Source organism: Sinorhizobium fredii NGR234, from assembly GCF_000018545.1.
In the GTDB taxonomy this organism is placed as follows: Bacteria; Pseudomonadota; Alphaproteobacteria; order Rhizobiales; family Rhizobiaceae; genus Sinorhizobium; species Sinorhizobium fredii_A.
The window spans coordinates 938008-955219 of record NC_012586.1 but is presented as its reverse complement, the minus strand read 5'-3'; the positions used below and the strand labels follow the sequence as shown (position 1 = coordinate 955219).

Annotated in this window: 16 protein-coding genes and 2 pseudogenes; 8 read left to right on the top strand and 10 right to left on the bottom strand. The window is 59.9% G+C overall.

Translation table 11 applies throughout. The features are described from left to right. Positions 1-570 precede the first annotated feature (570 nt). The 3 genes from NGR_RS04615 to NGR_RS04605 all read right to left on the bottom strand — a co-directional run bounded on the left by NGR_RS04615 (position 571) and on the right by NGR_RS04605 (position 1948). Positions 571-864 (bottom strand): hypothetical protein, encoded by a 294-nt coding sequence (locus tag NGR_RS04615; RefSeq protein ID WP_015887069.1) that lies wholly within the window; start codon positions 862-864, stop codon positions 571-573. 134 nt (positions 865-998) lie between these two features. Next, positions 999-1496 carry a hypothetical protein gene (locus tag NGR_RS04610; protein ID WP_015887068.1) on the bottom strand — a complete coding sequence of 166 codons (498 nt, stop codon included), beginning with the start codon at positions 1494-1496 and terminating at the stop codon, positions 999-1001. A gap of 191 nt (positions 1497-1687) precedes the next feature. Next, positions 1688-1948: an adenylate/guanylate cyclase domain-containing protein gene (locus NGR_RS04605; RefSeq protein WP_193377873.1), complete on the bottom strand. Its 261-nt coding sequence runs from the start codon at positions 1946-1948 to the stop codon at positions 1688-1690. A 226-nt stretch (positions 1949-2174) separates the two neighbouring features. Between NGR_RS04605 and NGR_RS04600 the strand changes: the two genes are divergently transcribed. Together NGR_RS04600 and NGR_RS04595 are read left to right on the top strand one after the other, a co-directional pair. Beyond that, positions 2175-2768 (top strand): ankyrin repeat domain-containing protein, encoded by a 594-nt coding sequence (locus tag NGR_RS04600; RefSeq protein WP_164923876.1) that lies wholly within the window; start codon positions 2175-2177, stop codon positions 2766-2768. 13 nt (positions 2769-2781) lie between these two features. Then, the gene (locus NGR_RS04595; RefSeq protein ID WP_015887066.1) at positions 2782-3291 is read left to right on the top strand and encodes a YHS domain-containing (seleno)protein; all 510 of its coding nucleotides are present in this window, start codon (positions 2782-2784) and stop codon (positions 3289-3291) included. Between the two features lie 18 nt (positions 3292-3309). Here NGR_RS04595 and NGR_RS04590 read toward each other — a convergent pair whose 3' ends face one another. Further along, entirely contained in the window at positions 3310-5481 is a 2172-nt protein-coding gene (locus NGR_RS04590) for an adenylate/guanylate cyclase domain-containing protein (RefSeq protein ID WP_164924070.1), read from the bottom strand. A 234-nt stretch (positions 5482-5715) separates the two neighbouring features. Here NGR_RS04590 and NGR_RS04585 point away from each other — a divergent pair. Continuing rightward, positions 5716-6221 (top strand): annotated as a pseudogene (locus NGR_RS04585) (adenylate/guanylate cyclase domain-containing protein); the annotation flags it as partial. 62 nt (positions 6222-6283) lie between these two features. On the opposite strand, the gene NGR_RS04580 reads toward NGR_RS04585, so the two are convergent. Further along, a complete protein-coding gene (locus tag NGR_RS04580; protein ID WP_015887064.1) occupies positions 6284-6766 on the bottom strand; it encodes an RES family NAD+ phosphorylase in 483 nt (160 codons plus the stop codon). Next, positions 6763-7194, bottom strand: coding sequence for an antitoxin Xre-like helix-turn-helix domain-containing protein (locus NGR_RS04575; RefSeq protein ID WP_015887063.1), 432 nt, complete (start codon positions 7192-7194; stop codon positions 6763-6765). Before NGR_RS04575 ends, NGR_RS04580 begins: the two co-directional genes overlap by 4 nt. A gap of 629 nt (positions 7195-7823) precedes the next feature. On the opposite strand from NGR_RS04575, the gene NGR_RS04570 reads away from it, so the two are divergent. The 5 genes and pseudogenes from NGR_RS04570 (at position 7824) to NGR_RS04550 (ending at position 12901) form a co-directional block, all read left to right on the top strand. Next, on the top strand, positions 7824-8738 hold the full coding sequence (locus NGR_RS04570) for a nucleotidyltransferase and HEPN domain-containing protein (RefSeq protein WP_015887060.1): 915 nt from the start codon (positions 7824-7826) through the stop codon (positions 8736-8738). Positions 8739-8913: 175 nt separating this feature from the next. Then, positions 8914-10138: pseudogene (locus NGR_RS04565) on the top strand (capsular polysaccharide biosynthesis protein). A gap of 4 nt (positions 10139-10142) precedes the next feature. Further along, positions 10143-10913, top strand: coding sequence for an ABC transporter permease (locus tag NGR_RS04560; RefSeq protein ID WP_015887057.1), 771 nt, complete (start codon positions 10143-10145; stop codon positions 10911-10913). Continuing rightward, the gene (locus tag NGR_RS04555) at positions 10910-11569 is read left to right on the top strand and encodes an ABC transporter ATP-binding protein (RefSeq protein ID WP_015887056.1); all 660 of its coding nucleotides are present in this window, start codon (positions 10910-10912) and stop codon (positions 11567-11569) included. Before NGR_RS04560 ends, NGR_RS04555 begins: the two co-directional genes overlap by 4 nt. Beyond that, positions 11570-12901 (top strand): RkpR, polysaccharide export protein, encoded by a 1332-nt coding sequence (locus NGR_RS04550; RefSeq protein WP_015887055.1) that lies wholly within the window; start codon positions 11570-11572, stop codon positions 12899-12901. Between the two features lie 119 nt (positions 12902-13020). Here NGR_RS04550 and pseI read toward each other — a convergent pair whose 3' ends face one another. The 4 genes from pseI to pseC all read right to left on the bottom strand — a co-directional run bounded on the left by pseI (position 13021) and on the right by pseC (position 17209). Next, the gene (gene pseI / locus NGR_RS04545) at positions 13021-14073 is read right to left on the bottom strand and encodes a pseudaminic acid synthase (protein WP_015887054.1); all 1053 of its coding nucleotides are present in this window, start codon (positions 14071-14073) and stop codon (positions 13021-13023) included. A gap of 166 nt (positions 14074-14239) precedes the next feature. Next, the gene (pseG, locus tag NGR_RS04540; RefSeq protein ID WP_015887053.1) at positions 14240-15373 is read right to left on the bottom strand and encodes a UDP-2,4-diacetamido-2,4,6-trideoxy-beta-L-altropyranose hydrolase; all 1134 of its coding nucleotides are present in this window, start codon (positions 15371-15373) and stop codon (positions 14240-14242) included. Continuing rightward, positions 15348-16052 (bottom strand): pseudaminic acid cytidylyltransferase, encoded by a 705-nt coding sequence (gene pseF, locus NGR_RS04535; RefSeq protein ID WP_015887052.1) that lies wholly within the window; start codon positions 16050-16052, stop codon positions 15348-15350. Before pseF ends, pseG begins: the two co-directional genes overlap by 26 nt. Next, positions 16049-17209 carry a UDP-4-amino-4,6-dideoxy-N-acetyl-beta-L-altrosamine transaminase gene (gene pseC / locus NGR_RS04530; protein ID WP_015887051.1) on the bottom strand — a complete coding sequence of 387 codons (1161 nt, stop codon included), beginning with the start codon at positions 17207-17209 and terminating at the stop codon, positions 16049-16051. Before pseC ends, pseF begins: the two co-directional genes overlap by 4 nt. Positions 17210-17212 lie beyond the last annotated feature (3 nt).

Genomic DNA, 17212 nt, shown 5'->3' with positions numbered 1-17212 from the left:
CAAGGAACCAGGGAAGCGAAACAACGGCTTTCTTTCCGAATATGAACGGCGGCAGGCTCAGCGCCGACGGCGTGGAGGCGCTGTTGAACAAGTATGTCGCCGAAGCGCGCGGGCACTGCATCCCCTTCGCTCAAAGCGGGTATGGCCGGCGACGGCGGCGAAGGTGGAGCGGCTCGGCATTCTGACCGGGCCTGAAGGCGAAATCGCTGGCGTTCCGACAGCAGCATTTCGGCAGGGATGATAGCTTCATTCTCCCTGTATCCGTCTTGCGGCCTCGATGCCCCCGGCTCTACTGCTGCAATGTCTTTGCGGCAGTTGAAGACGATCTGATTGCGGCCCGCCTTGATCTTCGGCATGCGTTTAGGTGTGATGAACTGGAACCACGGCTTAGTGCGTGGCGCCGTGGAGCTTCGCCGCCTCGGTAAGCCGACATAGTTGGCACATGACCGGAAATCCAATATGACTGTGACGGCCCGGGCACCCTGTCGTTGGCCCCGTGCCGCGCCAGGACGAGGAAACGCCCTTGTGGCCCTCCCCCCGCGCTCTCCTCCCGCCCGCTCGTAGCAGTTTTCAACCGATAACCTCGACAATCTCGTAGCTCTTCACAAATGCACCTACACCGTCATTTAGAAGCGCCAGGATGCTTTCCGTGGAGATGGGGAGGGTTTCGATCTTCTCAAGCTGCATCGGCAGCCACTCGTCATCCTCGCTCTCGACATCTCCGCGCAGCTCACAAAGCGCCTCACGTGCGCCGTCTTCGTCGCAAAAGAAAAAGTCGGGAATACCTGTGTAGGCCCACCGATCGTCACGGCCTTCGTCGACACGTGCGTAAGTGTAGAAGGTGAGCGACTCGCCTTGGCACATACCTTACCTCCAAGCGTTTTGCGGGACTTTTCGTAGCTGTTGCACTGGACATGGTCTGCATTCCACCCAGCCCCCACTCGCAAAAGTGGTCGCTCCCGGTCAATTGTAGGATTCAACAATGCCTGTGATAGGCATTAGCGTCCCTGCCCCCCCGGGGGCAAGGTGCAGGAATATTGGCCCTGGCACTGATTTACCTTGTGACTATTCAGTTTCTCGGCCACTAGAGCACGTCCAAGGCTCGCGGCGTAGTCGCCCGGAACGCCCCGCCTGACCGCGTCATGCCTGACCTTCTCGCCGAGACCGAGGTCAGCTTCATGGGCCCAGCCATACGACGTGTTGTGAACGCGCACGCCGCCTGCCACATAGGTGTGCACGTCCTCGACCTCGAAATTGTAGGTCTGCCAACCATCGACCTCGACAGGCTGAAGTGCCGCGCCACCAGCACTCATGCCCGCGACAACCGCCCGCGCGAAAAGATCCACCGTTTCTGCGGAGTAGACGATTCTTTCGACCGCGACTTCGGTCAAAGCACCCGTCGGCGTCATCACCCGTCGCACGCGCACCACCATCTCGCTGATCGGTGGGAAGCTCCCGAACTGGTCTAGGAAGTGGTGGCTTGGCGTGCAAATCAACTCTCGGGCTTCCCCGTCGACGGCTTTCGACGGGGTTCACGGACATGCGCTGCGGGTTTCCCTCCTGGCGCTCACATGAGGAGTTTGAGGTCAAGACAGCATGATCCCCTGTCAGGGCATCTCTTCGTCTTCAATCCAGTCGGCGATCTTCGGCAACATCCTTGCACCGCTCGGCTATCGCCCGCTGGAGGTCAACGGGGCAGCGCACCGCTTCGATGGCGCTCGCGAATTCTGCCATGAATCCGGCCCCCTGCCGTCTTGAAGATGCGCCCCCGGTGTGTTTCGGCCGCTGCCCGGACGACTTCGCGCAGCAGTCCCTGCAGCCGCTGGTGGGTGCCCTCCTCATCGCGCTCCATCAAGCGACTGTAGCCGGCGACAACAGCCGCAAGGATGACTGCCAGCTTCCTTTGAGGTGCGGCAGATACCAGGGTTGGTTCGTCGTCGTCCGGCATTGGAGGAGGTTACGCCGCGCCAGTTCTGCCTTCAAGCAAAGAAGAAGCTCCCCAAGGCGACAAGAAACGTCCATGCCGCTATGGGGAGTCGGGCCGTTTGACAGTCGCCTCGTGCCTTCGCGTCAGGCCAACTCCTGATGGCGGGCAGCGCCTCTATCGGCACGCGTTGCCTACCCAAAATCGGGGAGCTGTGCTATTTTTCATCAGAAACGACCAAGGCGGAGCCATGCGCCGATTGCTTGCATCGGTAGCGTTGTTTTTCGCCGCGACAATGGCGGCCGCGGGTGATCCCTTGTTCGATGCAGTTGCGGCCGGAGATGCCGCCGCCGTCGAGCGGGTCCTTGCCGCGGGTGCCATTGTGGACAGCCGGGCACGCGACCAGGCAACGCCTCTCATCAACGCCGCCCTGGCAGGCCAGCTCGCCATAGCCGAATTGCTGATCGGCAAAGATGCCGACGTCATGGCGCGCAACGCCGGCGGCTTTACACCAGTTCATGCCGCGGCCTTTTCCGGCAGCTTGCCGATTATCAAGCTGCTGCTCGACCACGGAGCGGCGCTTGACGACGCGGCCAACAAGGCGGGTGTGACGCCGCTGATGGTAGCCGGTGAGGAAAACCACGTTGCCCTCGCGCAGTTTCTGCTCGCCAAAGGGGCCGATGTCGGTCACGCCGAGGTTCACGGCTACACGCCAATCACACGGGCATTCTGGAAGGGCAATACGGACATTGTCCGGATGTTCAAGCGGCACGGTGCGACCTGCCCTCCGGCCAGCCTCCTCGGCGAGGGAGATTACGCAAAATGCATGGAACTCCACGATTGAACAGGAGGCACGGATGGATGCGGTGACCAGAATCGGTGCACGAGGGACAGGTCGCTATGTGGCGGCGTTCGTCCTGGTTGTGGCAGCGGCTGGCGGCGGGTCGCCGGCTCTCGCCGACGACTCGGTAAACACGGGTTACTTCGGCGGCGTGGCGATCATGGGATACGACACAGTCGCCTACTTCACCGAAGGCAAAGCGACGAAGGGATCAGAGAAATTTTCCTACGAATGGCTGGGTACGCCGTGGCATTTCGCCAATGCCAAACACCGCGAAATGTTCATCAGCGAGCCGACCAAATACGCGCCTCAGTACGGCGGCTACTGCGCGGGCGAGGTCGCCTTCGGCTCAGTTACGGTGAACATCGATCCGGAGGCATTCAAGATCATCGACGGCAAGCTTTACCTGATCTACGACAAGAAGCATGCGGAGGGGTTCGCCGCCGACACGGAGGACGTCGTGGCAAAGGCAGACGGCAACTGGCCGAAGGTCGCGGCCGACCTCGAAATGGATCAGTATCACTGACGGAAGATCGGCCGTCACCTATTTCGCGGGCGAGAAATAGAAGACCTTGGTAGAGTTCACATAGGCAAAGATGGTCTCGTCGGGCGAGTTGGCACGTCTGTAGACTGGACCGCAATCTGCTTGACCGAATGCATTCTCGCTTTGCTCGCAGAGCATGTCTCCTTTGATGGAAACCGTTTCGGTCATCAACTGCGTCGCCGAGCGGAATGCCGCGCTGCCATTGAGGCCGATTTGCATGAGTGCCGGGCTTCCCGAGGGCTCGGTCTTACCCCGCAGCAGTTTGCCTATGACGGTGCTTGCGATTTCGTCCCCGTTCAGCCGCTCACGCTCGTCGCCTTTGAAGCCGAATGGCCACTCTGGCAGGCCGGCCTCGCGCAAGCCTTCGAGGATAAACGCAAGGTCCTGCTTGCGGAAGTGGGCGTGGCTGAGCCGCCAGCCTGCTAGACAATCGCGCCCGTCCTGAAGGCGGATTCCATCTGCGACAGCCGCGCGGGCGTCATCAAGGCGGCCGGCACGGACATAGGCCATGGCGAGAGGGGTAACGAACTCGCCGTTCCCCGGCGAACCATCTCGGGCACGTTCGAAATTGTCGATGGCCTTCGCGTAATCGCGCTGCAGATAAAAGACCAGGCCAGCAGTGTATCTGCCGATGGCGGAGAGGTTCGGATCGTGCTTGAGCGCCGTCGCTACGGCCGCAGCGGCTTCGGCATGATTACCGGAGACCAGTTGAACGTATGCGAAGGCCATATGAGCGTCTGCATCGGCAGGTCCAAGAGACACGGCCTTCCGCGCCGAGGTGATCGCCTGCTCGTGACGGCGCTCCACGACCTGCATTACGGCGAGAACGGCGTACGGCGATGAAAGCTCGGGGTCGAGGGCCAGCGCGCGACTTGCCTTGTCGTAGGCCCTTTTTCGCGCCAACGCGCTCTGGAGAACGTCGTCGTAGGCGCTTCGCCAGACATAGGCGGTAGCGTGCGCGTCGGCGGCGAAGGCCTCGGCAAAACCGGGGTCGAGCGTCTCCGCCTTGTCAAAGAGCGCCAGTGCCTCCAGCATCCGGGAACGGCGACCAGTCCGCGTCTCCTGCGCGGCCCGCAGGTAGTAGTCGTACGCTTCGAGATTGGCGGTCGGCGGCCGAGCGATCCGCTCGGCCTCGGACGGAGTCAGCTTCAGGCCGAGCGCTTCGGCGATCTGCCTGCTGAGCTCGTCCTGCACGGCAAACACATCCGCCCCGCCACGGCCGAACCGGTTGGCCCACAGATGGTCGCCGCTTGCCGCATCGATCAGTTGCGCGTTGACGCGGATTTGATCGCCGGTCCGCTGCACGCTGCCCTCAACGACAAAGCGCACACCGAGATCGCGTTCGATGTCTGCCAAAACGACGGGCTTGCCTTTGTAGGCAAAGACCGAATTGCGGGAGACGACGTCAAGGTCCGAAAGCCTGGCGAGATCGGTGATCAGGTTGTCGGTGATGCCATCGGTGAAATAGTCCTGGTCGGGGTCGCCACTCAAATTGAGGAATGGAAGCACCGCGATGGATGGACGTTGCGGCGCAAACGGCCATTGCCATGCGAAGGCAATCGCCGTGAGCGCGATCAGCAGCGTTGCGCCCGTTGCCAAAATCAAAGCCCGTTGGCCGGGCCGGCGGGTCGCGGCGACCACCTTCCCCGCCTTGGAGGGGTCGAGCAGAACGCGGTACATGCGAACCGGGTCGGTTATGTTCTTCAGGTGCTGCTCACCGAGAGCCAAGAAGCCGACATCGGCCTTGTGCACGGTTTGGTCGAACGCTGTGCCGGAGATGCAAATGCCGCCGGGTTCGGCCAGTCCCTCCAGTCGCGCGGCTATGTTGACGCCGTCGCCGTAGATATCATCGCCTTCGACAATGACGTCGCCGAGGTTGATGCCGATGCGAAACTGAATTCGCTGGTTCTCGGAGACGCCCTGATCGCGGCTGGCCATTTTCCGCTGGATCACGGCGGCACACTGGACCGCGTCGACAACGCTCGCGAACTCGACGAGCGCACCATCGCCCATGAGCTTGATGATGCGACCATGGAATTCCGCTATAGCGGGATCGACCAGTTCCCGGCGGCAGGCTTTCAGCCGGGCGAGCGTGCCGACCTCATCCTCTCCCATGAGGCGGCTATAGCCGACTACATCGGCAGAAAGGATCGCGGTGAGCCGCCTTTCCATTTCCCTATCCACCCTTCCGATGGCCAGCTTTATCCTACCACTTCGAGGGCGCGCGGGCATCGCAACCGATGCCTCGACACCGCATCTCTGGATTGATTTTGGCAAAGTCGAGAGATGGGGCGATCACTTGCGAAACACGCGGCCCCGCCTGCCGCGAGATGAGGCTCTAATTTAGCAATCGAAGGTATTGGGATAGAATGCCGACGGAATGACTTTGTCCATTCGGAAGGCAAAATGGAGCGTAGGCTTGCCGCCGTGATGATTGCCGACGTGTGCAGCTATGGACTACTCAGCCAAGCCGACGAGGAAGGCACCTGCGCGCGCTTTCAGGCCCATTTACACGAACTGTTCGAACAAAGGATCGCCGCGCATCGTCGACGGTTGATCAAGACCATGGGCGACGGCTTACTAGTCGCGTTTCACAGTGTTGTAGAGGCGGTCCGTTGTCCGAGAACCGCCGGGCGGATGAACACCGTCTAGAATTTCGTATCGGCATCAATCTCGGCGACGTGATCGTCGAGGGGGACGACATCGAGGGCGATGGCGTCAACATCGACGAGCGCCTGCAGAGCTTGGCCGAACCCGGCGGGATGGTCATCTCAGGCACGGCTTACGATCATGTCGAGAAACACCTCGATGTCGGTTTTATCTTTCTCGGCGAACAGCGCATGATCGCCGCGTACTGCGTTATTTTTGATAGCATAATCGACCAAGTTCGCGCTACTGGACGACGTCGTCTAGTAGAATTCCTGAAGCTTCCAAGGCTTCTGAGCCGGAGCGCGTATGTAAAGCAACCATCCGGCTACACACCAAAGAGGCGGCGATCCCAATAGACCGGCTGATGAAGGCTGGCCTGGATCTCGGGGAACGCTGGATGAGCCGGATTGATCAGGACGTTCCTGTCGAGACGCGCGACGACGCTCGGGACCAGCAAAATAGCGCTTCGTTTCTCGAGGCACCATTGCTCGCCGAACCTCTTGCTCACCGTCGGCGGCATCCGATCCCAGCCTGGGAGAACAGGCGGCGAAAAGACCTCATAGCTCAGCCCACGTGGAAACGCGATCTCGACATAGTGCCGGTTAGGCGGCAATCGTCCGCTGCCATGAACCAGTTTTTCTAGCACAGCGGTCGAATAGTGTTCACTGCTATAGATGATCGGACTTATCGACGTGTTCCAGCGACCTGGTGCAATTGTCGATCCGGTCCCGTCGAATATCGGATAGGCGCCGTTCGGGTCGCCTATTCGATAAGCCGACAGCGTGCGGTCAAGTATTTGGGCCGTCACGCAGCGCTGCCGTATTTCAGGCTGGCGAGAATTTCCAAGACCAGTTCAGCACCGATTTCGCTCTGAATGACCACATCGATCGGACGTTTGTCCTCGAGCATCGGATGCGACCGAAACAGGAATTCGCGGGCCTCGTCCTCGCTCTGCCAAACATCCAGGGCCAGATTCCAGACTCTCGCGACACGCGCAATGCGCATCCCCTCCTCGGGCGAGAGGCGAAGCGCTGCCTTTCGCCGTTCATATGTAGCCTTGGGTACAAGGCGATACTTGAACTGGCTGTCATGTGGCGCGAGAAGGTGAACCACACGCTCCAACGCCGCAATCGGGAGCCCGCCCTCGATGCGGCTAATTAGCCCAAGCGGTGACCGTGCGGCTGTCTCCTTGGCCGGCAGTCCGAGGACATCGGCAACATGCTCAAACGCCAACATCGTTTCTCAGTTCCGATTGAGGCGAAATATAGCCTCACATGAGGAGCAGCGCAAGACCGCGATGTTGGCGCGTGCGAGGGAGCGGCGCAAACATACGCCACTGGCAGCCCGTCGAGGAGTCGCAGCCGCCAAGTGCGACGTTCCTTATCAGTCCCTTATCAAGACATGGCTGTCCGAAAAGGTCGACGCCGCTCGAACGAAGCGCTGACCCCGTGGAAACAACTGGCGACGTCTGTCGTTATCGCCTCGATTTCCCACAGCACTCACAGAATAACCCAGAAGCTCCTTCTTCAGTGTGACCAGGCTTGCCTGAAGCTCATTCCTCCCGCATTGTCCGAGCGCTCTGATCAGCGAGCGGCTTGACAAGATAGGAGAGCGCCGTGCGCTCGCCGGCCTGGATGAACGCCTCGACCTGCAATCCGGCATGAAGAATGAGACCGGCTAACTTCTGCAGTGCAGGCTCTCGATCACACTCTTGCTTTCGGATCGCAGGGCGCCATCGGAAACCCACATGCGGCCGACAGTTTTGCCGATGTTTGCCTCCGACGTCGATTGGAATACCTCGCAAGCTCAAAACCCAATGAAAACAGACAGTAGACGATGAGTCATGTTTGCCCTATCGGTTGAGTATGAGATCGAGCCTCGAACATTTGCCGGAGAAGAAGCAGCGCGAGCTTTCCCGCGTCGTCGAGATCATCCATGAGGAGTTTTCCGACGCGCTCGAGGGAACCTCGGCCGCCTTCAAAAAGCGCGGGCGGATCCTGAAGATCATCCTGTTCGGTTCCTATGCCCGCGGCACCTTCGTCGACGAGCCGCACACGATGAAGGGTTACCGCTCCGACTACGACATCCTCGTCATCGTCAATTCGAAGAAACTCGCCGAACCGGAATACTGGGACAAGGCGACCGACCGACTGATGTGGGACAAGGCGATCTCGACGCCGGTCAGCCCTATCGTTCATGGCGCCCGCGAGGTAAATAACTTCCTGGCCGACGGACAATATTTCTTCGTCGACATCGTGCGCGAAGGCATCGTGCTTTACGAACTCGACGACCGACCGCTGGCAGAACCGAAGCGGTTGTCTCCCGCCGATGCGCTTCGAGTAGTAAGCGAGCATCTCGACAACAAATTTCCGTCGGCGCTCAGTTTTCTCGATACAGCGCAATATCTTTTCAGGAAGGGTCAACTCAAACATTCGGCATTTGAACTGCACCAGTCGATAGAGACCGCCTATTCGTGCCTGCTGCTTACGCTTTCCAACTACAGTCCACCTTCGCACAATTTGAAGTTCTTGCGGGGGCTTGCCGAAGACCGGGACCGCCGGCTCGTCGACGCATGGCCGCGCGACCAGCATCGCTTCACGGCCTGGTACAACATTCTCAACGAGGCCTATGTGAAGGCGCGCTACTCGAAGCACTTCGAAATCACGGACGAAGCGCTTGCTTGGCTGCTCGAGCAGACAGAACATCTGCACCGAATGGTCATGCTGATCTGCAAAGAGCGATTGGCAGAGTTGGAGCGGGCGACGCGCGACGGCAGTTGACAATCCGGGTGAGAGGAAGCGCCTGGATGTCGCTAGAGACTGGCAGATAAGTGGCGAAAGATGTACATGCAGCGCGACCATCATATTCCCGCAGCTTGTGCAAGAGATGAACACAGATACGGTAGAAGCCAAGAGAGAGTCGGACAAAACCGTTCGCGTCGGTACGGCGGGGCGGATTTCGACATTTGCCGTCCACGTGACCGAGTGGAAGAGGGCCTTTCTCGAGCGCTCGTTTCCCGACCGACGCTTTCATTTTCTGCCGAAGGACCCGAGTGGGCGGGATTTGGAGAGGATCTGGAAGCGTCGCATTCTCGCGGTGGGGCCATGCGAACTCTTCGTGTGGGGCGCCGCCTTGCCGCCGGCGCTCGCCGAAATTGCCACGGCGCAAAACATCCCCGTCTGGTTCGTGGAAGACGGCTTCCTTCGCTCGGCACGCCCGAGCGCCAGCCACACGCCGCCGCTTTCGCTGACGCTCGACAACAGGACGCCCTATTGCCGCCGGCCGTCCGATCTCGAAGTGCTGCTCTCGACCCATGACTTCGAGGCGGACGCGGCGTTGATAGACGCGCCCGAGCGGGCATCTCGCTTCTTCTGGAAGCGGCATTAGCAAATACAATGGCGGCCTTCAGCGCGCAGCTGAGGAAGTCTATGGAGCAAAGACGCGCAAGCGCGTGCTGGTCGTCGGCCAGGTCGAGGGCGATGCCTCGATCCGCTATGGCTGCCCAAGCGCGGTGACCAACAACGACCTCGTGCGCCTTGCCGCATCGGAGCAACCGGAGGCCCAGATTCTCTACAGGCCGCACCCGGATGTGTTGAGCCGTGTTCGGCCGGCGCGCTCCGACCCGGCCGAAGTGGCGCATTTCTGCGAACTCATAACCGAAAACCTGCCGCTCGCCGAAGCGCTGCGGACGGTCGATCATGTCTATACGATCACATCGCTGGCCGGCCTCGAGGCGCTGATGCGCGGCATCCGCGTGACGACGGCCGGTTCGCCCTTCTATGCCGGGTGGGGGCTGACCAGTGACCGGCAGCCGAATCCGCGCCGCGGCAGGAAGCTTTCGCTGGAGGCGCTTTTCGCCGGCGCCTATCTCCTCTATCCTTACTACTTCGACCCCGTCACCGGAGAGCAAACGCCATTCGAAGCGACCGTCGCCGCGATCAAGCGGCAACTCGAAGAGCCCGAAGCCCAACACCCTTCCCGCCCGGCCTGGCGTCCGTTGGGTCCTTACGGCGTGCTCGGCTGGCGACATTTGCTGACCGCAATCGTCGCGCCGGCCATCCGCCATGCGGGCAACGACCGCGACGTCGAAGATTTCCAGTCCGACCCCATCGGCTTCTTCCGCGGCCTTTCCGACCGGCGGCTGAGGCTGATCGGACGCATCGTCTATCCGTCCGGGTGAAGCCGTGAGCCATCTCGCCACCCATCTCCGCGTCGTCGGCGCTCTTCTCGTCCGGGAAATGGGGACGCGTTTCGGCTCGAAGCCCGGCGGCTATGTCTGGGCACTGCTCGACCCAGCCGCCCATATCCTGCTGATGACGGTGATCTTCCAGGCGATCGCCCGGGCGCCGGCGCTCGGCACCAGTTTTGCCCTGTTCTTCGCCACCGGCTATATCGCCTTCCAGTTCTACCAGACGATGTCGAGCTACCTGAACAGCGCGGTGCGCGCCAATAAGGCGCTGCTCAGTTACCCGAATGTCGCACCAATAGATACGGTCGTCGCCCGTTTCGTCCTGCAGGCCGGCACCACCTCGCTCGTCGCCTTCATCGTGCTCGGCACGATCGTCGCAACCATGCGGGTCAAAACCAGCCTACACTGGCCGGCGATCCTCGAGGCAGGGGCGATGGCCTGCCTCTTCGGTCTCGGCGTGGCGATGGTCAATTGCGTGCTGTTCCTCAAATATCCGCTGTACGAGCAGGTCTTCAACATCGTCAACCGGCCGCTTTTCCTGATCTCCGGCGTCTTCTTCCTGCCGGATTCCATCCCCGTCCCCTACCGCGATCTCGTGCTCATGAATCCGCTCGTCCACGTCATCATGGGCTTCCGCAAGGGCTTCTATCCGGAATACCGCGCCATCGGCCTCGACATGACCTATCTTTACGGAATCGCATTTCTGACATTGTTTGCCGGAATGCTTGTGTTCACCCTTTCCCGAAAGACGCTGAGAAACGAATGATCCGGTTCGAGCAGGCGACGAAATATGCCCGCACCAAGGGCATCAAGAAGCCGATCATCGAGGATGCCTCCTTGACCCTTAACCGCGGCAAGAGCGTCGGGCTGCTCGGCCGCAACGGCGCCGGCAAGTCTACGCTGCTTCGACTGATTGCCGGCGCGCTCAAGCTCGACAGCGGCCGGATCATCCGCCTCGGCAAGATCTCCTGGCCGCTCGGCTTCGCCGGCAGCTTTCAGGGTTCGATGACTGGCGAACAGAATGTGCGCTTCGTCGCCCGCATCTACGGCGTCGATACGGAGGAACTCATCGCCTATGTTGAGGATTTCGCCGAACTCGGGCCCTTCTTCAAGGCACCCGTCGGCACCTATTCCTCCGGCATGAAGGCACGGCTTGCCTTCGGCTTGAGCATGGGCGTCAACTTCGACTATTATCTCGTCGACGAAATCACCGCCGTTGGTGACTCAAATTTTAAGAAGAAGTGCCAAGCTGTTTTCCAGACCAAGCTCCAGGACTCCGACGTGATCATGGTCTCGCACAGCACCGGTACGATCCGCGACTACTGCGACTGCGGCGTCGTGCTGGAAAAAGGCAAGCTGACATATTATGAAGACGTCGAGGACGCGATCCGCGCGCACGACAAGAACATGAGGGAAAATTGAATGGCGGCAAGCAAAGACGCGGCAGTGAACAAGCCTGACTCCGTGCAGGCCGCCTACAAGAAGGAGACCGTCAAGGCGGCCGCCAAAAGCAAGGGGATCGCGGTTCTTGAAGGGCTGCTCGGCAAGGAGAGCGCGCCGGTCATTCCGCTTCCGGGGCGCACCAAGCTCGAGCCGGTCAAGAAAGCCGGCTGGCAACCGAAATGGCTGACGAAGCTGCGCTGGCGCCACGCCATCATCGGCGCCTCGTTCCTTGGGCTCGTCGCCGTGCCGGCAACGCTCGCTTCGCTCTACATGGCCTTCATCGCCGCCGATCAATATCACAGCACGACATCCTTCGCCGTGCGCAGCATCGAAGGCGGCGTTTCTGGCGACATCCTGGGCATGTTCACCCAGGCCTCGGGTGGCAGTACGGTTTCCGACAGCTATATTCTCATGGAATATATCCTAAGCGAGCGCATGGCTGGCGACGCCGACCGCAGGTTTAGGCTCGAGGAGGTCTACGCCACTCGCGGGCTCGACTATTTTTATGGCATCGGCTCCGATCTGTCGATCGAGGACAAGCTCGCCTATTGGCAGGACATGGTGAGCGTCAATTTCGACTACGCCTCCGGCATCATGCAGGTGACCGTCAAAGCCTTCGATCCGAAACAGGCGCAGGCAATCGCGCAGTTCATCGTTGACCAGAGCGACAGCCTCGTGAACAGCCTTTCGCTTTCGGCGCGTAACGACGTGCTGAGGGCCGCCCAGGACGAAGTGCTGGCGGGCGAAGCGCGGCTTTCCAAGGCGCGCGCGGCGCTGCGCGACTATCGCGACAAGTCGCAGGAGATCAGCCCCGAGGAAGGGGCAAAGCTAGCCGTGCAGCTAATTGGCGGCCTTGAGGCAGAGCTGACAAAACTCAACGCGGACCTCGCCACCGCGAAGAGCCAGATGAGCGAAGACACGCCGCGCATTCGCGTGCTCAAGACGCGAATCGAAAGCCTGGAGCAACAGCTCAGCGTCGAGCGCCAGCGCCTCGGCACCGGCGAAAGGGAAACGGCTACGAATGATCCCAATTCGCCGGACGTCGCGGGACGCATTGCCGAGTTCGAGGAGCTGGAAACCCAGAGGGAATTCGCCGAACGTGCCTATGCGGCCGCTTTGAGCTCCCTTGAGAAGGCCCGTATCGAGGCGAACAACCGCCAGCGCTATCTAGCCCTGTTCATCGAGCCTACGCTTTCACAGCTGGCGCAGTATCCGCACCGGCTGTTGAGTGCGCTGCTAGTGACCCTAGGGCTATTGTTTGCCTGGGGAATCGGTGTGATGGGGTATTACAACATTCGGGATCGGGCCTAGGCGTATTTGAGCCACAGCCCATTTCCCTGGCCAAGAACTTTGGCGATCGCCGCCGCGTTTTGCCTTAGACAGAAACATCTCCTGCCGCCGGACGGAAAAGTCAAACGGCAGGAGATTTCTCAAAATTCGACCGAATCCTTTGTAACCGGTGTGTTGATCTCGACGTCTCTGTGCAATTTCTTGCCTAGGACCCGATCAAGATATTTTGGCGCTAGCCCGAAGCCGGGCCTCACGCTTCTAACGGCGTCCGCGGTCACGACGTCACCGGCCTTGAGAGCCTTCACGAAATAAAGCGATCGCCGGAATCGGATGTTACCGGTCTCACTCGATTTGCGGCCATAATCGATTTTGCCAAGGGCTTCCCAAGCAGTGCTTGTATCACGGCAAAGCGCTGCCAATTCTTGCGGCTCAAGAGAAAAACTATCATCGGGACCGCCACCGCTCCTGTCGAGAGTAAAATGCTTCTCGATCAACGAGCTTCCTAAGGCCACGCTTGCGATGGCAGTCGTATTGTCCAGCGTATGATCCGAAAGCCCGGTCGCCAATCCGAAGCGCTCGATCATGTCGGGTATCGTGCGCAAATTGTAGTCGCTGGGGGGGGCTGGGTAGCCGCTCACGCAATGAAGAATAGCGAGATCCTTACATCCGCCTTCGCGCGCAGCCTCGATCGCCTCCGCGATTTCCTCGTCATCCGCCATCCCCGTAGAAATGATCATTGGTTTACCGGTGGCAGCGGCATAGCGGATTAGGGGAAGATCCACTGCCTCAAAGGACGCGATTTTGTAAGCAGGAGCATTCAGATCTTCCAGAAGGTCAATCGCGGTGGTGTCGAAGGGGGAACTGAAGATCGTGATGCCAATTTTGCGGGCGTGTTCGAAAAGCGCCGTGTGCCATTCCCACGGCATATAGGCCTCACTGTAGAGCTGATAGAGCGTCTTTCCGCCCCAAAGCCCACTCTCGATGCGGAAGTCTTCCCCGTCACTGTCCAAAGTTATCGTGTCCGGCCGGTAAGTCTGGAGCTTGACGGCATCGGCTCCCGCCTCCTTCGCTCGATCGATGAGCGACAGCGCGGTCTCAATTCGACCGTTATGGTTGGCAGACATCTCGGCAATGACGTACGGCGGGAAACCCGGGCCAATCTGTCTTCCAGCGATGGTCAAAACTCTGCTCAATTTACCCTCCTCGTAGATGGTGGGACGCAAGTGTATGGCCGCGCTTTGTCACTCGCCAGGCCGCCACGTCGATATATGTTTGTAAAACTGTCCGTTGCGTGTACCCGCCATCCCTTCCCGGGCGAAGGTGACGATGTGCACTGTTCGTCGTTTCATGAACCTCGGATTAGACACTACGACGGAGGCCGTCCGCAATCCTTCGCGCCACCTCCAAACCTCCCTCACCGTCGCAGATAGCTGCCGCTCGCTCGGACATCGCGGCCAGTGCCAATTTGTCGAAGATAAGGCTTTCAATAAGGCTCTCGAGAGTCGAATCGAAATCAGCTCCGAGCTCAACCGCCTGTGCCGCACCCTCAACAGTTAGTTTCTGCGCAACTTCACGCTGATTCTCGGCGAGAACCATCAGGATGGTCGGCACACCGAGCGCACACCGCTCCCAGGACGTACCTCCGGCAGCACCGATGGCGAGGTCGGCTTCCGACATCAAACTCGCCATATCGTCAACGTTGGACAGCACGCGTGTTTTCCACCGCATCTGAGCGGCGCTTTCGCGCACGGAGCTGAGCCAAGGAGCATGCTGCCCCATCACAACAGTCACTTCAGCATCATTCGGGAGTTCGCATCTTTCGAGAGTATGCAGCACCCGTTCGGTAACATTGTCTTTGTCTACGCCTCCAAGCGTCACCAACAGGCGACGGGGGGCGGCGTGCCGACGCCGGAGAAGGCTATGGGGCCGCTCGCGTGCAAATTGTGGCCGAAGAAGCGCAAATCGTGCCCCCACCAGCATCTGACAAGGGGCCGGAACGAGCAGTCGATAGTCGCCCACAGTTCTGCCGACGTTCTGATCAAGCAGCAGATCACAGTCATGCTCGCGATCTGCCAGGTCATCTACCACCATCAGGTATCCGCAGGACGGGCGCAGAAACTGCTGCCAGCGGATATCGAGCGCGTAGTGATCGACGATCAACCAGCTCGGAGAAGCATCGGCGATCGCCATCATTGTTTGGCGTGCATCCGTCTTCCAGTCGACACCCAGCCAATGGGAATGCGCGAGATCCCGGTCGCCAGCTTTAACCCCTGCCACAGCGGAAGGTAGCTCCGCCACGGCAAAGCCCCTGCTGCGAATGAGACCTATCAAGTTGCCTGGCCCGGGACGACAAACAAAAAGGCATTCGAAGCCTGCCTGGGACAGCATGTCCGCAAGGGTAAGGCAACGCATGACGTGGCCGGTGCCGATGTCAATCGACGCATCGACGCGAAAAACGACGTTATGTCTATGAGCGGGCGGCATCGAATTCATGCAGGACCTTAAACATGAGTTCCGCCCGCAACCAGTCGTCGGGCGTATCGATATCCTGCACGCGATAACGGGGCAGAATCAGGGCGGTTGCAGCTGATGAAAAGATAGGCTTCCCCGAAAGCCAGGCCTCAGACCGTCCCCAATAGAACTGGCCGGCGTCATGATAGACCTCGTCGAGATCCTGCGAACGAGTGTTGAATTGCTCAGGCATCAGCATTTCGACCCGCCCCGCTGGCGTCAACCTGATCGCGCGCTGGATCGGGAAAGCGTAGCTGGTCGCCGAGAAGACGAAATCCGCTCCGCCGTCCTCGAGCAGGTCAAACCCCCGAGTTATGTCGTCTGCTCGCAGGAAGGGCGCGGTTGCATAAATGCAGCAAACTCGTTCCGGCACCCTGTTATTTTGGGCCGACCAGCTGATCGCATGGCGGATCACGTCGCTGGTCGTGGCGTAGTCATCGGCCAACTCAGCAGGTCGCAGGAACGGGACCTCCGCCCCCAACTGCCGCGAGATCTCGGCGATCTCCTCGTCATCGGTAGATACGATGAGGCGGTCAAAGCAGCCGCTATCGACGGCCGCACCGATCGACCAAGCGATCATCGGCCGTCCCAAGAAGGACTTGATATTCTTGCGAGGTATCCGCTTACTTCCTCCCCGAGCTGGAATGACGGCCAAATTCATGTCGTCAGTTCCGCCGTCAGTGCAGATACGACCTCATCCTGCTGCGCTTCGCTCATCGTCGGGTATATCGGCAACGTTATCGCCTCCTGATAGTACCGTTCCGCCTCGGGAAAGTCGCCGCTGCTAAAGCCCATCCGCGAATAATGAGGCTGCGTGTGGACTGGAATATAGTGCAGGTTCACACCAATGCCCCGCGCGCGCAGTCCCTCGAAAACCGTGCGGTGGGTTTTCTTCATCTTCGCGCGATTCAAACGGATGACGTATAGATGCAGGCCGGAGTAGCTGTCAGGATGCTGCCACGGCGTGATGAGTGGGAGATGCGCCAACATTTCGTCGTACCGCTTCGCCAGTACGTGGCGTCTCTCGACGTAGTCGTTGAGGCGAGCCATCTGGCTTAACCCCAGAGCGGCTTGCATGTCAGTCATGCGATAATTGTATCCGAGATCCACCTGCTGGTAGTACCATGGACCATCCGGTTCGCGCGTCATGACCGCGGGATCGCGCGTAATCCCGTGGCTGCGAAGCAGCGCCATCCGGTCTGCAAGCTCCTTGTCGTTCGTCAGGGCAGCGCCGCCTTCCGCTGTCGTGACAATCTTCACCGGATGAAAGCTGAAGACGGTGATGTCGCTGTAGCGGCAGTTGCCGATCGGTTCACCCCGGTATTTGCCGCCGATAGCATGGGAAGCATCCTCAATGACCCTGAATCCATAGCGCTTTGCAAGCTCATGGATTTCCGCCATCGCGCAAGGCTGTCCGGTGAGATGCACGGGGACGACGACCTTGGGGAGCACGCCGTCGCGTTCTGCCTTCACCAGTTTGCGCTCGAGCTCTACCGGGGAGAGATTATAGGTTCGCGGATCGACATCCACGAAGTCTACCTTGGCTCCGCAATAGAGCGCGCAATTGGCAGATGCCACGAAGGTCAACGGAGACGTCCACAGCCAGTCGCCCGGTCCGAGCCCCAAGGCCATGCAGGCGATGTGGAGTGCCGACGTCGCGCTGCTTGCCGCCAAGGCGAACTTGGCGTCGCTATACGCAGCAAGCGCCTCTTCAAAACGAGGCACCATTGGCCCCTGCGTCAGGAAATCGGAGCGGAGCACCTCCGCAACCGCGTCGATATCAGCCTGCGTGATCTCTTGGCGCCCGTAGGGGATCATCGC

Excerpts from the sequence above, each read along its gene's own strand:
- NGR_RS04595 (WP_015887066.1), top strand. The coding sequence starts at position 2,782 with ATGGATGCGGTGACCAGAATCGGTGCACGAGGGACAGGTCGCTATGTG.
- pseC (WP_015887051.1), bottom strand. The coding sequence starts at position 17,209 with ATGATCCCCTACGGGCGCCAAGAGATCACGCAGGCTGATATCGACGCG.
- NGR_RS04570 (WP_015887060.1), top strand. The coding sequence starts at position 7,824 with ATGAGATCGAGCCTCGAACATTTGCCGGAGAAGAAGCAGCGCGAGCTT.
- NGR_RS04555 (WP_015887056.1), top strand. The coding sequence starts at position 10,910 with ATGATCCGGTTCGAGCAGGCGACGAAATATGCCCGCACCAAGGGCATC.
- NGR_RS04600 (WP_164923876.1), top strand. The coding sequence starts at position 2,175 with ATGCGCCGATTGCTTGCATCGGTAGCGTTGTTTTTCGCCGCGACAATG.
- NGR_RS04550 (WP_015887055.1), top strand. The coding sequence starts at position 11,570 with ATGGCGGCAAGCAAAGACGCGGCAGTGAACAAGCCTGACTCCGTGCAG.
- NGR_RS04575 (WP_015887063.1), bottom strand. The coding sequence starts at position 7,194 with ATGTTGGCGTTTGAGCATGTTGCCGATGTCCTCGGACTGCCGGCCAAG.
- NGR_RS04590 (WP_164924070.1), bottom strand. The coding sequence starts at position 5,481 with ATGGAAAGGCGGCTCACCGCGATCCTTTCTGCCGATGTAGTCGGCTAT.
- pseF (WP_015887052.1), bottom strand. The coding sequence starts at position 16,052 with ATGAATTTGGCCGTCATTCCAGCTCGGGGAGGAAGTAAGCGGATACCT.
- pseG (WP_015887053.1), bottom strand. The coding sequence starts at position 15,373 with ATGAATTCGATGCCGCCCGCTCATAGACATAACGTCGTTTTTCGCGTC.
- NGR_RS04605 (WP_193377873.1), bottom strand. The coding sequence starts at position 1,948 with ATGCCGGACGACGACGAACCAACCCTGGTATCTGCCGCACCTCAAAGG.
- NGR_RS04615 (WP_015887069.1), bottom strand. The coding sequence starts at position 864 with ATGTGCCAAGGCGAGTCGCTCACCTTCTACACTTACGCACGTGTCGAC.